A 14,821-nucleotide genomic window follows, 5' to 3' on the forward strand; every position below is an offset into this window, starting at 1 on the left:
AGCGTAGCGAAGAGATTTTTGACAAGTGTGACGAACCGACGAGGCCGTTCAACGCGTGCGGGCGGGGGTTAACGCTGGATCGACCAAGCGGCGCGCAGGTCGTCGGCTTGGGCGGTCCTGACGCCGCAAGCAGTCAGCGCGCCTTTGGTCGCCGTTACGAGCGCAGCATTGTCCTTGGCGGTTGTACCGTCGGCCAGAGTAAAATTGTTCTCGAAGCCGACGCGGGCATGACCGCCCAGCAGCGCACCGGCCGTAACGCAAGCGGTTTCTTCCCGACCGAAGGCGCAGACCATCCAGTGCGCGAAGCGCGGGCGGTCATGCGCAAGGAAGGGAAGCAGATCGGCCGGTCGCGAAACCTGGCCTGGCGTGTAGCGGCCGAGCACATAGAGCACCGGGATGCCATCGAAAGGCACCAGCCCGCGCTGCTGCATGGCGGCTAGGGCCGAAGCCTCTTCGGGCGCGTAGAGGATCATCTGAGGGGCGATCCGCTCGCACTTCAGCCACCACAGGAACTCCGCGAAAGCGTTCTCATGGGCAGCGTCTGGCACCAGTTCGCGCAGCGCCAGTGAAACCGCCTCAGGGCGGGTAGCGCGCACCACCGCCATCTGCTCGGCGGGCTGGTATCGGCCGACCGCTTCGCTGGTGATCTGGATGATCAGCCGCTCGCCCACCGCATCGCGTATCGCTTTCATCGTCTCGCGATAAGCGTGCGCGTCGAGCAAATGGCCGCCGTCGCGATCGCGGACATGCGCATGGATCATAGCGGCGCCCGCCTCAAGGCAGGCGGCGGCGGTCCGGGCCAGTTCCTGGGGGCCGATCGGCAGGGCAGGGTGGTCTTCCTTGCCACGCCGTCCACCATTCGGCGCAACGGCGATTGCGGTCGGCGCGATAAGTCCGGGGCCGGTCACGTCCCTGTCGACAGTCATAGGTGCAGTCCAATTGTTTCAGTATTGCGCACTATGTAACGTATGTTGCATGATAGGGTCGCTCCAAACCGCGCCATCGTCAATCGAGGAAAGCATGACACACATCCTGCATCGCCAGATCCATGCGACCCTGCCCGCCGCGATAGGCGGCAAGGGTATCGAACTCTTCGACCGCGATGGCCGCGCCTATATCGACGCGTCAGGCGGCGCGGCGGTTTCCTGCCTCGGCCACAGCCATCCCGACGTGACGGCCGCGCTCCACGCACAGGCCGACAAGCTCGCCTATGCCCACACCAGCTTTTTCACCAACGAGCGGGCCGAGACATTGGCCGACAAGCTCGTCTCCGGGGCGCCACAAGGTATTAGCCACGCCTATTTCGTGTCCGGCGGCTCGGAAGCGGTGGAGGCGGCGCTCAAGATGGCACGGCAGTTTTTCGTCGAGACTGGCAAGCCCGAGCGGCGAAACGTCATTGCCCGTCGACAGAGCTATCACGGCAACACGCTCGGCGCTCTCGCTGCAGGGGGTAATGAGTGGCGCCGTGCCCAATTCCGCCCGTTGCTGATCAACACGCACCACATCGAGCCATGCTATGCCTACCGCTACCAGGAGGCCGGTGAGAGTGAGGAGGCCTACGGCCTGCGCGCCGCCCAGGCGCTCGAAGACAAAATTCTCGAACTCGGTCCGGACACCGTCATGGCCTTCGTCGCGGAACCTGTCGTCGGCGCGACAGCAGGGGCGGTGCCCGCCGTTCCCGGCTATTTCAGGCGCATCCGCGAAATCTGTGACCGCTACGGTGTGCTCCTCATCCTCGACGAGGTGATGTGCGGCATGGGCCGCACCGGGACGCTGCATGCCTGCGAGCAGGACGGTGTCGCGCCCGACCTGATGACAATAGCCAAAGGCCTCGGTGGAGGCTACCAGCCTATTGGTGCGGTGCTGCTTTCACGCCGCATCTTCGACGCTTTCGCCGAAGGCTCCGGCTTCTTCCAGCACGGCCACACCTATATGTGCCACCCGATGGCCTGCGCGGCGGCTCTTGCCGTCCAGGAGGTGATCGCTCGCGACGATCTGCTCGCCAATGTTCGGGCGATGGGAGCACATCTTTCGCAGCGACTGGGCGAGCGGTTCGGCAACCATGCCCATATCGGCGACATTCGCGGGCGCGGCCTTTTCATGGGTGTGGAACTGGTCGAGGATCGCTCGACCAAGGCGCCCTTTGACCCGAAGCTGAAGCTCAATGCGAAGATCAAGCGCGAGGCAATGGCGCGCGGACTGCTCGTCTATCCCGCGGGAGGCACGATCGACGGCGTGCGCGGCGATCATGTGCTGCTTGCGCCGCCATTCATCGTAGACGCCGCAGCAATCGACGCGATTGTCGAACGACTCGGCGACGCGATAGACGCTGCGGTGGCATAGCGCCAGCGCCCCTCATTCCGGCAGATAGGCCCCGAACGCCTGTAACTCCAGTTCCGTCTCCCTGACACGAGCCGCGGCGGCCGGCCCGCTGCGCGCCAGCATCGTTGCAGCCAGCGCTTCCACGATAGCCATAGCTGCGGCTACCGACGGGAAGAAGGACGGGCTGTCGGTAGAGAATCGCAAGGTAACGTCGGCATGCCGCGCGATCGGAGCAGCCATGCTGTCGACGATCGCGACAATCGGAACGCTGTGTCGTTGCGCAGCCTCCATCACCGGCCCGAGTTCACGCGAATAGGGCGAAAAGCCGATCGCGACGACCGCTTCCCTCTTTCCAAGCGCTGCGAGTTCCGCCTCCATCGCACCGCCGTCGCCGCCGAGCAGCGTGACGTCGCGCCGAAACATCCGGCAGAGGTAGACGAGCGCGTGGGCGGGCGCGCGGCAGCTTCGGAACCCGGCGACACGTATGCGCTGAGCCTTCTCCAGTATCGCGCAAGCCGTTGCTATTTCTTCGCTGCCATTGGCCGCTTCGGCCGCCGCCAGATTGGCAACGGTCGTCCTCAGCGATTCAGCGAAAATCGCCTCCGACCCGCGCTTGACAAGCGCATCGGCCCTTGCCGCGAAAGGCGCCTTGCCGGAGCGCAGCCGGTCCTCGAACGGCTTGCGCAGCGCCGCCCAGTCACCGAAGCCCAGCCGCCGCGCCAATCGCACGAAGGTCGTCGGTGTCACCTCTGATCGCGCGGCCAGAACCCGCATGGAAACCAGCGCCACCTCGTCTGGATGATCGACCAGGAATCGCGCCGCCTTGCGCAGTTCTGAGCTCAGGTCGGGGAGTTCGGTCAATATGCGCGCCAGAAGCGCGTCGAAACCCATCTCCCGCGTATTCATTGTAACAAGCATTTCCCTTGATTGATAAAGCGCAACAATCGTAGCATGCATCGACGTGCCTTGACACTAAAACACCGGACGGCGCGACGGCACGCAAAGTACCAAGGGAGAACCAGATGAAACATGCCCGAACTGCACGCCACGGAGCGCAGATCGCCGCCTTGTCGGCCGCGCTGCTGTTTTCGGCCAGCGCAATGGCGCAGCAGAATTTCGTTACCATCGGGACCGGTGGCGTCACCGGCGTCTATTATGCCGCCGGCGGCGCTATCTGCCGCCTGCTCAACAAGGATCGTAAGACGCATGGCATCCGCTGCTCGGTGGAATCGACCGGCGGATCGGCATTCAACGTGAACACGATCAAGGAAGGCGAACTCGACTTCGGCATGGCGCAGTCCGACGTCCAGTACAACGCCTACAAGGGGCTGGAATCATTCAAGGACGGCGGCGCCCATACCGACCTGCGTGCGGTTTTCTCGATCCATCCGGAGCCGTTCACGGTCCTGGCGCATCCGAATGCCGGCGTGACGAAATTCGAGGACTTCAAGGGTAAACGTTTCAACGTCGGCAATCCCGGTTCCGGGACACGCGCTTCCATGGAACGTCTGCTCGGCGCGATGGGCTGGACGTTGGCCGACTTTTCGCTCGCATCGGAGTTGAAGGCTGACGAGCACGGCCCGGCTCTCTGCGACGGCAAGATCGACGGGTTCTTCTACGGCGTCGGCCATCCCTCCGCGAACATCCAGGATCCGACCACTACCTGCGCTGCCAAGCTGGTGCCGTTGACCGGAGAAGTCGTAGACAAGCTGGTCGCAGAAAATCCCTACTACGCCAAGGCGGTGATCCCGGGCGGGCTCTACGCCAACAATCCCGACGATACCGAGACTTTCGGGGTGCTCGCCACGCTGGTCACCTCGGCCAAGGTTCCTGACGAGAGCGTCTATCAGCTGACCAGGGCGGTGTTCGAAAATTTCGACGAGTTCAAGTCGCTGCATCCGGCCTTTGCCAATCTCGATCCGGCCAAGATGGTGTCGGAAGGAAATTCCGCGCCACTGCATCCGGGCGCTGAAAAATACTTCAAGGAGAAGGGCTGGCTGAAGTAGGCTTCGTGATCTGACGACGGCCCGGCGGATCCAGCGGACCCGCCGGACCCATCCGCAACAGGAGGCGTCATTGAGCGAAGTGAAGGCACAACCGGCCAGCGTCGATCTCCAAGAACTCGAGCAACTGGTCGCGGAGGCTGATACGGGTGGCCGGCATCCGAGCGGAACAGTCGCTCGAATCCTGCTCTGGGTTGCAGTTGCCTGGTCGCTTTTCCAGCTCTGGTACGCTTCGCCGTTGCCGTTCGTGTTCGGCTTCGGCATCCTTAATGATACGGAAGCGCGCGCCATTCACCTCGGCTTCGCGCTGTTCTTGACGTTCCTCGCCTATCCGGCGCTGAGATCCTCGCCCCGCGATCGTGTGCCGCTGCTCGACTGGGTGCTGGCCGCGGTCGGGGGGTTTGCCGGCTCCTATCTCTTTCTCTTCTACGTCGAGCTTTCCGGACGGCCCGGCCAGCCAACCACGCTCGATCTCGTTACCGGCACAGTTGGCATCCTGTTGCTCCTCGAAGCGACGCGCCGCGCGCTCGGCCTTCCAATGGTGGTCGTGGCATGTGTCTTCATCTTCTACACCTTTGCCGGCCAGTACATGCCGGACGTGATTCAGCATCGCGGCGCATCGCTCAACAAGTTTCTCAACCATCAATGGCTGACCACCGAAGGCGTCTTCGGGATTGCACTTGGTGTGTCGACGAGCTTCGTGTTTCTCTTCGTCCTGTTCGGTACGCTTCTGGAAAAGGCAGGCGCCGGCAACTGGATGATGCAGATCTCCATCGCGCTGCTCGGCCATCTGCGCGGCGGCCCGGCGAAAGTCGCCGTGGTCTCATCGGCTCTCAACGGCGTCGTGTCCGGCTCGTCCGTCTCCAATGTGGTTTCAGGCGGCATCTTCACCATCCCGCTGATGAAGCGCACCGGCCTTTCCGGCGTCAAGGCGGGCGCCATCGAGGCTTCAGCCTCGATCAACGGCCAGATCATGCCGCCGGTCATGGGCGCCGCCGCCTTCCTGATGGTCGAATATGTCGGCATTCCCTATTCGGAGATCGTCAAGCACGCACTGTTGCCGGCGGTCTTCTCCTATCTCGCGCTGCTCTACATGGTGCATCTCGAAGCGATAAAGATGGGCCTGAAGACGATCCCGCAGCGTCCGACGCCAGCAAGAGAACGGATGTTGCGGATGGGGCTGGGACTGTCCGGCAGCGTTCTCGCAGTCTGTATCGTCTATTACGGCATCGTTGCTATCCAGGCCGTCTTCGGTGGGACCGCGCCGCCGGTGCTCGCGATCGCCGGCGTAGCTCTCTACGTCACCTCGGTCTGGTATTCCTCCCGCTATCAGGACCTCGCACTCGACGATCCGAACGCGCCAATCCTGGAACTGCCGCGCGCCTGGGACGTCACGCGGACCGGGCTCGATTTCCTCATCCCGATCGCGGTGCTTCTGTGGTGCCTGATGGTCGAGCAGATGTCGCCAGGCCTCTCGGCGTTCTGGGCGACCCTGTCGATCCTCGGTATTGTTGCCACCCGCAAGCCGCTGATGGCGGTATTCCGTAACGAAAACCTCGCCGCCTCAGTGCGTGCTGCCTGGGACGACCTGATCGACGGGCTGGCGCTCGGCGCCCGCAACATGATCGGCATCGGTATCGCCACGGCCACCGCCGGCATCGTCGTCGGCACGATAACGCTGACCGGTCTCGGCCTCATGATGACGGAACTCGTCGAGTTCATCTCCGGCGGCAACGTCATCCTGATGCTGATCCTCATCGCCGCGATCAGCCTTGTGCTCGGCATGGGTATTCCGACCACCGCAAACTACATCCTCGTGGCGACGCTGATGGCGCCGGTGGTGGTCGATCTCGGTGCGCAGGCCGGACTGCCGATCCCGCTGATCGCGGTCCACCTGTTCGTCTTTTACTTCGGCATCATGGCCGACATCACCCCGCCCGTCGGGCTGGCGGCCTTCGCTGCGGCGGCGATTTCCAAGGAAGACCCGATCGCCACCGGCTTCCAGGGCGCGCTCTATTCGCTGCGCACGGCGATCCTGCCGTTCGTCTTCATCTTCAATCCGGCGATCCTGCTGATCGGAGTCGACACCTGGCCCCAGACGATCTGGGTGGCGACGGTCTCATTGATCGCCATCCTGCTGTTTTCGGCAGCGACAATGAACTGGTTCGTGACGAAAAGCCGGCTTTGGGAAAGTGCGGCCCTGCTTCTCATCTGCTTCACGCTGTTTCGGCCGGACTGGTGGCTCAACCAGGTGTCGCCGCCTTACGAGGAGTTGCCGGCGAGCGAGTTCCTGTCGGCGGTCGCGCAGACGCCGGCGGATGGCCGCATCAATTTCGTCGTCGAGGGTGTCGATCTCATGGGCGAAGATGTACGCAAAACGGTCAATGTGCCGCTCGGGGAGCCGGGCGAGGCGCTGGAGCGCCTGCGCGGCATTGGACTTACCATCACGCAAGCGGGCGACGCGCTGTTGATCAGCAATGTCGATTTCGGCTCCTACGCCAAGCGCATCGGGCTGGATGTCGGATATGACGTGGTGGCGGTGCTCAGAAAGGCCGACCAGCCCTCGAGCCTCATTCCGATCGGCCTGGCGCTCGCTGCGACCGCCGGGGTCGCCGGGCTGCAGTTTGCGCGGGCGCGTAAGCAGGCAGACAGGAAGGAAACCGGGCCGGCGCGCTGAGACTGCAACGGTTGATAACAGCTGGTGGGAGGCCCGGGGAAAAACTCCTCAGTCGGCGGTCAGCACCACCTTGACGCTCTGTGAGCGGTCGGCAGCCAGGCGAAAGGCATCGCGGGCCGAGGAGAGGGGGCGTTCGGCGGTCACCAGCTTCAGGACGTCTATATCTCCGCCGACGATGAGATCGACCGCCTGATCGAATTCCGCGTCGAAACGAAACGTGCCGTGCAGATTGATTTCCTTGGCCATCACCGCGTTGGCCGCCACCGGAATCTGACCACCCGGCAGATTGCCGACCTGAACGACCGTGCCGCCGCGCCGAACGCTGTCGATCGCCGCCGCGAGGCCCGCTGCCGTGCCTGAAATCTCGAAGGCGACATCGATCGCCCTGTTGGACGCGAGCGCCTTGAGTTCGTCGTCGCCGCTGGACAGGTCGATTGTCCTGTTTGCTCCAAGCTTGCTGGCGAAGGCGAGTGGCGCCTCTGCTATGTCGACGACGGTGAGCTCGCCACATCCCTTGAGTCCGGCGGCGAGCATTGTCAGGAGCCCGATCGGGCCGGCGCCGAACAGGATGACGTTGCGGCCGGCAATGTCGCCGGCCCGCGCCACCGCGTGCAGGCTGACCGCGAGTGGTTCGGCGAGTGCCGCGGCCTGATAGGCGATAGAATGCGGAACCTTGACGCATTGCGCCGGCGTGGCATCGAACACGCTGGCAAAACCGCCCTGCATATGCGGCGTTTTCGAAGCCGAGCCCATGAAATAGATGTTTTCGCAGAGATTGGCGCGGCCCTCGGCGCATCGGGCGCATTGTCCGCACCAGCGCGACGGGTTGACTGCCACGCGATCACCGACGGCAAGTCCGGGCGCGTCCGCGCTGATTTCGACAATCTCTCCGGCGACCTCGTGGCCAAGCACGAGCGGCGATTTGACGACAAAATCGCCGGTCCGCGCATGACGGAAATAATGCAGGTCCGAACCGCAGATGCCGCCTGCGCCGAAACGCACGCGCACCATTCCCGGCGCGAGGGGGCCGAGCGGATGCTCGACGACACGCAGATCCTCGGGGCCGAACAGCGTCGCGGCGACTGCGCTGTCGGTCATCGGATCAGTCCCATTTGCGTCGGCAGCCACAGCGTGATGGCGGGGATGAAGGTGATCAGGATCAGCGCGACAATCAACGGGACGAGCCAGGGCAGAATTGCCATGGTCGTACGTTCGACCGACAGCTTGGCGACCCGCGAGAGGACGAACAGCACCATGCCGAGCGGCGGATGGAGGAGACCGATCATCAGATTAAGCGTCATGATCAGACCGAAATGCACAGGATCGATCCCGTAGAGGACCACGATCGGCAGCAGGATCGGAACAAGGATCGTGATAGCGGCGATCGTGTCGAGGAAACAGCCGACTACCAGCATCAGGATGTTCACCAGGATCAGGAACACCCATTTGTTTTCGGTCAGCGATGTGATGAAGACCGAGAAGAGCTGCGCCGCCTGACTGACCGTGAGCAACCAGGCGAAGATCGACGCTGCTGTGACGATGAAGAGGACTGACGCGGTCGTCTCGATCGTGTCGAAACTGGCCTTGGCCAAGGCTGCGAGTGTCATCGTGCGATAGCGCACGAGCCCGAGAAACAACGACCAGATGACGGCGGCCATCGCCGCTTCGGTCGGCGTGAACCAGCCCATGGTCATGCCGCCGATCAGGATGATCGGCGTCATGAGCGCCATGACGGCGGAGAAATCGAAATACCAGTCGCAGGCGATCAGGACGACGAGCGCGATGCCAACGGCAATATTGAGCGACAGTCCCATCTCGACAAGGACATAAACCGCCAGCGGAAAGCAGCATACGACGGCCACCTCGATCGAGGCGGCGGCGAGCCGGTTCAACTTGAATGGCGTGTCCGAACCCCAGCCCCGGCGATGGGCGAAGATCGCGACCGTCACCATCATCAGCACCGTCATGACGACGCCGGGCAGGATGCCGGCCATGAACAGCGCGCCGATCGAGACGTTGGCCATCATGCCGTAGATGACGAAGGGCAGCGACGGCGGGAAGATCGGACCGAGCGTCGAGGACGCCGCGGTGACGCCGACGGCCGCCTCCACGGGATAGCCGTGGTCGCGCATCGCCTTGATCTCGATGGTGCCGATACCGGCGGCATCGGCAAGGGCTGCGCCCGACATACCGGCGAAGACCACCGATCCGATGATGTTCACCTGGGCGAGACCGCCCTTCATCCAGCCGACAAGCGCCAGCGCGAAGGAATAGATCCGCCCGGTGACGCCGGCGATGTTCATGAGATTGCCGGCGAAGATGAAGAACGGCACGGCGAGCAGCGGAAAGCTCTCGACACCGGCGATCATGCGCTGCGCGGCAATGATGTCGGGCGCCACGCCATAGAAGACGAGATAGAGCAGCGACGACACTGCCATCGACACAGCGACGGGCACGCCGACCAGCATCAGGACGAGAAACGCTCCGATCAGAAGCAGCATGGCCTATTCCCCCAGTCCGTCGAACGCGGCGGGGCGCTCCAGCGCCGAGTAGCCACGGCGGATGTTGCCGATGAACACCTGGATGGCGCGCAGCATCATCAGCACGAAACCGGCGAAGACGGCGTAGAAGACGACGTTGCGCGGCAGGTTGATGGTGACCATCCGCTCGCGGTGGACGATCCCGACATAGCGCCAGAGGAGCCAGGACATATAGGCGAAGAAGCAAATGGTAATCAGATTGACCGCGAGCGCCAGGTAGCGCCCCACCCCAGCGGGGAGATAATGATAAAGCACGTCGACGTGGATGTGGCGCGTGGTGCGTGTGCACATGACTGAGCCCAGGAAGACCACGACGACGAGGCAGTTGATGGCGATCTCCTCGGTCCAGGCAAAACTGTTGTTCATGACGTAGCGCGTGAAGAACTGCAGGAACACGCAGAACGACATGCCCCAGAACACGGCGAGCGTGAGCCAGTCTTCCACCGCGTATCGCGACAGATCGACGGGCGCGGTTTCTTCCTCGAATGCATGCGCCAGTTCTTCGGGGGTAACCTGGGTGTGGACCTCTTGGGTCATCGGCAAGCTCCGGACACCGTTGGGACAGCGGGCTCAACAGACCCGACGCGCTTATCGCGCCGGGCCGGGATTGATGCAGGTTATTTGACGGCGCGGATCGCCTCCCAATCCTCCTTGCGGTAGCCGAACTCCTCGAACGTCACCTTCTCCATCACGTTCTTTTCGAAATCGGCGCGATCGACTTCGGTGACGGTGAGACCGCGTTCCTTGAAGGTCTCAACCAGGGCCTTCTCGCGATCGACGATGATCTTTGTCGCTCGCGCGGCGGCTTCCTGCATCACCTCGGTGAAGATCGCCTTGTCCTCGTCCGACAATTGCGACCAGCGCGATTGCGACACGATCGTGTTGAGATGGTCGACGATGTGTCCGGTCAGGATAATATGCTTTTGCACTTCGTAGAACTTCTTGGCGTCGATCGTCGTCAGCGGGTTTTCCTGCGCTTCCACCGTGCCCTGCTGCAAGGCGAGATAGACCTCGGCGAAGGCGATCGGCGCGGTGTTGGCGCCGCAGGCGCGCGGCATGGCGAGATAGGCCGGCACATCAGGCACGCGGATCTTCAGGCCCTGCATGTCGGCGCATTTTTCGATCGGCCGGTTGGAGGTCGTGTGACGGGTGCCGTAGTAGGTGGTCGCCGTGATGTGATGGCCGGACGCCTCTTCGTAGCCGCCGGTCAACTCCTTGTATTTGTCGCTCTTGGTGTAAGCGAGCAGATGATCGGCGTCGCGGAAAGTGAACGGGAAGTAGGTCACGCCGATCGGCGGGAATTCGCGGGCGGCGAAGCTCGATCCGGAGATGATGATGTCAACCGTGCCGAGGGTCAGCCCCTGGTTGATGTCGGCTTCCTTGCCGAGCTGCGAGGCCGGGAAGACGTCGATTGCATAGCGGCCGTCGGTGCGCTTCTTGATCTCTTCCGCCGCCCACACGGACTCCGTGTGGAAGGGTTCGGACGTTTCGTAGACGTGAGCCCATTTCAGCGCGGTTTGTGCCGAGGCCGAAGCCATGGGCAGAGCGATTGCGGCGATCGTGCCGAGCAGAACGGCGTACTTTCTCAACATCGTATTCCTCCCTGTGATTGGATTTTGACTGTGCCGACAGGATCCTCCCGGTCGGCCGACTCCTATTCCGCGACCTCCCTGGCCGCGGATTTCTCACCGAAATTGCGTGAGAATCTCAATTGCGACTGACGCAGATGTTCCTGCATGGCGGCTTTGGCCCGTTCCGGGTCGCGCGCCGCGATCGCGTCGCGCACCGCGCGATGCTCCTCCGCGGCGACCCGCCAGGAATCCCTGTTCTCGAAATAGCTCGACAGTCGTTCGAAATATGGGTTCATGCGCTCGTCGAAAAGCTCGCCGATACAGCGCACCAGGACGGCGTTTCCGAGAATGCCCGCCACCATCGTATGGAACTCGCGGTCGAGCGCGATCGTCATCTTGGTCGGGTGAAGTATGTCCTCCATGCGGCGCAGCACGTCGTCCATATGTTCGATGTCAATCGGCCGAACATGGAGGGCGGCTTCGGCGGCGATCGCCCCTTCGAGGAACTCGCGCGCCCGCAACAACTCGAACGGGCCTTCATCCATCTCTGCGGTCAAAACCTCGGCACGCGGCCGGTCGGTAACGTAGATGCCGGAGCCGACGCGAATGCGTATGCGCCCCTCGACCTCGAGGGCGATCAGCGCTTCACGGACAGTTGGGCGGGAGATGCCAAGCTGATCGGCCAGTTCGCGCTCGGTCGGCAGGCGATCGCCGACTGCGAACTCGCCGGCGTCGATCAGCTGCCTGAGCTGATCGGCGATCTGTCGGTAGAGTCGACGCGGTTCAACGGCCTGGATCGGCATTGTCACCCAGTTCTACTTCAACAGAATCATCCGGCTGACCTCGGATCGGTAAATTGGTCTGACCTATTGGTCGAAAGTGCCGCGAAAAAAACGAAGAGTCAAGCAGCAGAGAATGCCCGTGGAACTTGGTGCTTTCTTGGAACGACGGATCGGCCACAGCTGAACGGCAACTCTTGACCTTCCAGCAACTGGAAAGCCTATCGCGTGGTTTCGCCGCCAACATCATCTCCGGAGTTCTACGCAGGTGGGCTATGACGCGGCGCGTTCACGAAGGCGGCCGAAACAGTCCGCCGCCCTAGGTCAGTGGAGAGAAAACCGATAGGAGTTCTGCAGTGTTCGTACAGCCCGTCGACTACTTTCTTGCAGTCTGGTTCGTTCTAGCGGCCCTCAGCACGGCTTACGTGGCGTGGGATCAGTTCCGCAACAATCCCGAACCCGTGGTGATGAAATGGGGCTTCATCCTGGTCACGCTCTATATGGGGCCGCTCGGGCTGCTGATTTACGTGCTGGCCGACAAGGAGCCGCGGCCGGGCGAACACGAGGCGTTCACCAAGCCGCTCTGGAAGCAAGGCGTCGGCTCGACGATCCACTGCGTCGCCGGAGACGCCACCGGCATCATCCTCGCGGCGGCAATCACCGCCGCGCTCGGGTTGCCAATGTGGATCGATCTCATCGTTGAGTATGTTGCCGGATTCGCCTTCGGCCTGTTCATCTTCCAGTCGCTGTTCATGAAATCGATGATGGGCGGCACCTATTGGGAGAATGTCCGCAAGAGCTTCATGCCGGAATTCATCAGCATGAATTTCATGATGGCGGGCATGGCGCCGGTCATGAGCTTCCTGATGATGGGCAGCGACATGCGGGCCATGGAGCCGACCGAGCTCCTGTTCTGGGGTGTCATGTCGTTCGGCGTGATCGTCGGCTTCATCACCGCATATCCTTCTAACGTATGGATGGTGGCCCGAGGCCTGAAGCACGGGCTGATGACCGAACGCGTACCGGAATTCGACAAGGCCAGGGAAGGCAGGCGCGAGCACGCATATGGCGGCGCGGAAGTCGGGATGGCGGGGCACAGTCACGCTGACGCGCGCTTTGACGAACACGGCAACCCCAGACATGGCAACCCAGGCGATAACTCCGGAGCCGGCCATCATGGATCCAGCTATGGCTCCTCCCACGGCAATCGGGGAGGCGGGTCGCGTGGTACGCATGGCGGTCACGGCATGGAACCGGATGCAACTGTGCCGCAACTCGCGGCCTTGGGCGGCGTGTCCGTACTTGCGCTGGCGCTCGGCATGATCGCTCCGGCCAATTGGGTGAACCTCACCCTCAGCGCGCGAGACGTAGGCGGCGCCATCATGCCGCCCGGCATGGTCATGGACCGCGACACGCCGGCTGCAGCGATGCTGGACATGGCCGCCGTGCATCCTCGCCTGATCACGGCCAGCCATGGCCTGGAGGTTCGCGGCGACCGGGAACTGCAAGCCAGGATGGAGAACAGGGTGAAGGTGTTCGACCTGGAAACCTCGGTCATCCGCTGGGCGATCCTGCCGGACGTGAAAGTCGACGCCTATGCGATCAACGGTCAGGTTCCGGGCCCACGGCTGCATATCCGGCAAGGCGACCGGGTGCGGATCAATGTCACGAACCGCCTGCCGGAGAGCACGACCCTGCACTGGCACGGGTTGATCCTGCCGAACGAAATGGATGGCCCGGCCGAGATCACGCAGGAGCCGATCCCGCCCGGCGGCAGCTACCGATATGAATTCACGGCGGGCCAGTCGGGAACATACTTCTATCACTCGCATGACCATGTCGATCGCCAGCAGGCGCTCGGACTCTACGGCGCGCTCATCATCGATCCCGCCAATCCCCAGGATGAGATTGCGGCCGACCACGACTATGTTATTCAGCTTCAGGAATGGCTGATGCGGGAGGGCCTGACTTTTCCGTCGATGCCGATGGACGGCGGGCAGCCGAATTATTTCACCATCAACGGCCGCGCCTATCCGTCAACCGACACGATCAGGATGAAGGTCGGCGAAACTCTGAAAGTGCGCTTCATCGGCACCAATAATGGGTTTATCCACCCAATGCACATCCACGGCGGTCCATTCGAAGTTGTCGCCCGCGATGGCGAGTCTATGCCGGAGTCGGCGCGTTTCCTTGCCGACACAGTCAACGTCGGACCAGGGCAACGCTACGATGTCGTCTGGCAGGCACGCCGGCCCGGAAAATGGCTGATCCACTGCCATATCGGGCATCATACGACCAACAACAATGTCGAAGAGAAGGGCGGTGGCGGACTGATGGTCGTGATCGATGTGCAACCCTGAAGCCTTTCCGCAAGGCGAAACATAGATGGATGTGTTTGCCGTATACGGCGGCCTGTTTGCCATTGCCTTCGCCGCGGCGACCATCCTTCCGGCGCAGTCGGAGGCCGCGCTTGCCGGGCTCCTCGCCACACATTCCTTCTCGCCCGCAATGCTGGTTGTTGTCGCCAGCATAGGCAACGTCCTGGGCTCGGCGGTGAATTGGGGGCTTGGTCGAGGCATCGAACGCTTCCGGGACAGGCCCTGGTTTCCGCTGCCTCCCGCGACGCTCAACCGCGCCATGAGATGGTATCACCGTTATGGAAGATGGTCGCTCCTGTTAAGCTGGATGCCGATCATCGGCGATCCACTGACAGTGGTCGCTGGGGTTTTGCGCGAGCCGCTATGGAGCTTTGTCGCAATCGTGGCCCTCGCGAAGGTTTCGCGTTATCTGGTTGTCGCCGGGGTGGTCCTGGGCCTGATGTAAACCGAAATAGCAGGCAGTTGCGTTCACTTTTGGTGGCACCGCAGCAAAGTGACCGCCACGACCTTGACAAATCAGACGAACAATTGTCGGAAGGGTGCGATGAGGG

At 62.5% G+C, this 14,821-nt stretch carries 12 protein-coding genes; 5 read left to right on the forward strand and 7 right to left on the reverse strand.

What is annotated here, in order from left to right; genetic code table 11:
* Positions 1-68: 68 nt before the first annotated feature.
* Positions 69-926, reverse strand: a complete 858-nt coding sequence (locus ACWUKX_RS17260) for a 3-keto-5-aminohexanoate cleavage protein (RefSeq protein ID WP_456008084.1) — start codon at positions 924-926, stop codon at positions 69-71.
* Positions 927-1,020: 94 nt separating this feature from the next.
* On the opposite strand from ACWUKX_RS17260, the gene ACWUKX_RS17265 reads away from it, so the two are divergent.
* The gene (locus ACWUKX_RS17265; protein ID WP_456008085.1) at positions 1,021-2,343 is read left to right on the forward strand and encodes an aspartate aminotransferase family protein; all 1,323 of its coding nucleotides are present in this window, start codon (positions 1,021-1,023) and stop codon (positions 2,341-2,343) included.
* A gap of 12 nt (positions 2,344-2,355) precedes the next feature.
* Here the strand turns inward: ACWUKX_RS17265 and ACWUKX_RS17270 are convergent, their stop codons facing one another.
* Positions 2,356-3,228: a MurR/RpiR family transcriptional regulator gene (locus ACWUKX_RS17270; protein ID WP_456008087.1), complete on the reverse strand. Its 873-nt coding sequence runs from the start codon at positions 3,226-3,228 to the stop codon at positions 2,356-2,358.
* A 116-nt stretch (positions 3,229-3,344) separates the two neighbouring features.
* On the opposite strand from ACWUKX_RS17270, the gene ACWUKX_RS17275 reads away from it, so the two are divergent.
* Both ACWUKX_RS17275 and ACWUKX_RS17280 read left to right on the forward strand, forming a co-directional pair.
* Positions 3,345-4,328 carry a TAXI family TRAP transporter solute-binding subunit gene (locus ACWUKX_RS17275; protein WP_029352653.1) on the forward strand — a complete coding sequence of 328 codons (984 nt, stop codon included), beginning with the start codon at positions 3,345-3,347 and terminating at the stop codon, positions 4,326-4,328.
* A gap of 181 nt (positions 4,329-4,509) precedes the next feature.
* Positions 4,510-7,002, forward strand: a complete 2,493-nt coding sequence (locus ACWUKX_RS17280) for a TRAP transporter permease (protein WP_456008189.1) — start codon at positions 4,510-4,512, stop codon at positions 7,000-7,002.
* Positions 7,003-7,050: 48 nt separating this feature from the next.
* Here the strand turns inward: ACWUKX_RS17280 and ACWUKX_RS17285 are convergent, their stop codons facing one another.
* The 5 genes from ACWUKX_RS17285 to ACWUKX_RS17305 form a co-directional block, all read right to left on the reverse strand.
* A complete protein-coding gene (locus tag ACWUKX_RS17285) occupies positions 7,051-8,100 on the reverse strand; it encodes an L-idonate 5-dehydrogenase (protein WP_456008088.1) in 1,050 nt (349 codons plus the stop codon).
* Complete coding sequence (locus ACWUKX_RS17290) at positions 8,097-9,503, reverse strand: TRAP transporter large permease (RefSeq protein WP_128344434.1); 1,407 nt, start codon at positions 9,501-9,503, stop codon at positions 8,097-8,099. The genes ACWUKX_RS17285 and ACWUKX_RS17290 overlap by 4 nt, the downstream gene beginning before the upstream one ends.
* A gap of 3 nt (positions 9,504-9,506) precedes the next feature.
* Positions 9,507-10,079, reverse strand: coding sequence for a TRAP transporter small permease (locus tag ACWUKX_RS17295; RefSeq protein ID WP_095520762.1), 573 nt, complete (start codon positions 10,077-10,079; stop codon positions 9,507-9,509).
* 80 nt (positions 10,080-10,159) lie between these two features.
* A complete protein-coding gene (locus ACWUKX_RS17300) occupies positions 10,160-11,134 on the reverse strand; it encodes a sialic acid TRAP transporter substrate-binding protein SiaP (RefSeq protein ID WP_456008089.1) in 975 nt (324 codons plus the stop codon).
* 62 nt (positions 11,135-11,196) lie between these two features.
* Complete coding sequence (locus ACWUKX_RS17305) at positions 11,197-11,916, reverse strand: FadR/GntR family transcriptional regulator (protein ID WP_456008190.1); 720 nt, start codon at positions 11,914-11,916, stop codon at positions 11,197-11,199.
* A 332-nt stretch (positions 11,917-12,248) separates the two neighbouring features.
* Here ACWUKX_RS17305 and ACWUKX_RS17310 point away from each other — a divergent pair, with 332 nt between their 5' ends.
* On the forward strand, positions 12,249-14,252 hold the full coding sequence (locus ACWUKX_RS17310) for a DUF4396 domain-containing protein (protein WP_456008090.1): 2,004 nt from the start codon (positions 12,249-12,251) through the stop codon (positions 14,250-14,252).
* 25 nt (positions 14,253-14,277) lie between these two features.
* On the forward strand, positions 14,278-14,715 hold the full coding sequence (locus ACWUKX_RS17315) for a YqaA family protein (protein ID WP_455847793.1): 438 nt from the start codon (positions 14,278-14,280) through the stop codon (positions 14,713-14,715).
* Positions 14,716-14,821: the final 106 nt, after the last annotated feature.

The organism is Mesorhizobium sp. f-mel (genome assembly GCF_053850215.1).

What these genes read in the sequence shown, in the direction of transcription:
- ACWUKX_RS17260 (WP_456008084.1), bottom strand. Translation starts at nt 926, where the DNA reads ATGACTGTCGACAGGGACGTGACCGGCCCCGGACTTATCGCGCCGACC.
- ACWUKX_RS17265 (WP_456008085.1), top strand. Translation starts at nt 1,021, where the DNA reads ATGACACACATCCTGCATCGCCAGATCCATGCGACCCTGCCCGCCGCG.
- ACWUKX_RS17270 (WP_456008087.1), bottom strand. Translation starts at nt 3,228, where the DNA reads ATGAATACGCGGGAGATGGGTTTCGACGCGCTTCTGGCGCGCATATTG.
- ACWUKX_RS17275 (WP_029352653.1), top strand. Translation starts at nt 3,345, where the DNA reads ATGAAACATGCCCGAACTGCACGCCACGGAGCGCAGATCGCCGCCTTG.
- ACWUKX_RS17285 (WP_456008088.1), bottom strand. Translation starts at nt 8,100, where the DNA reads ATGACCGACAGCGCAGTCGCCGCGACGCTGTTCGGCCCCGAGGATCTG.
- ACWUKX_RS17290 (WP_128344434.1), bottom strand. Translation starts at nt 9,503, where the DNA reads ATGCTGCTTCTGATCGGAGCGTTTCTCGTCCTGATGCTGGTCGGCGTG.
- ACWUKX_RS17295 (WP_095520762.1), bottom strand. Translation starts at nt 10,079, where the DNA reads ATGACCCAAGAGGTCCACACCCAGGTTACCCCCGAAGAACTGGCGCAT.
- ACWUKX_RS17300 (WP_456008089.1), bottom strand. Translation starts at nt 11,134, where the DNA reads ATGTTGAGAAAGTACGCCGTTCTGCTCGGCACGATCGCCGCAATCGCT.
- ACWUKX_RS17305 (WP_456008190.1), bottom strand. Translation starts at nt 11,916, where the DNA reads ATGCCGATCCAGGCCGTTGAACCGCGTCGACTCTACCGACAGATCGCC.
- ACWUKX_RS17315 (WP_455847793.1), top strand. Translation starts at nt 14,278, where the DNA reads ATGGATGTGTTTGCCGTATACGGCGGCCTGTTTGCCATTGCCTTCGCC.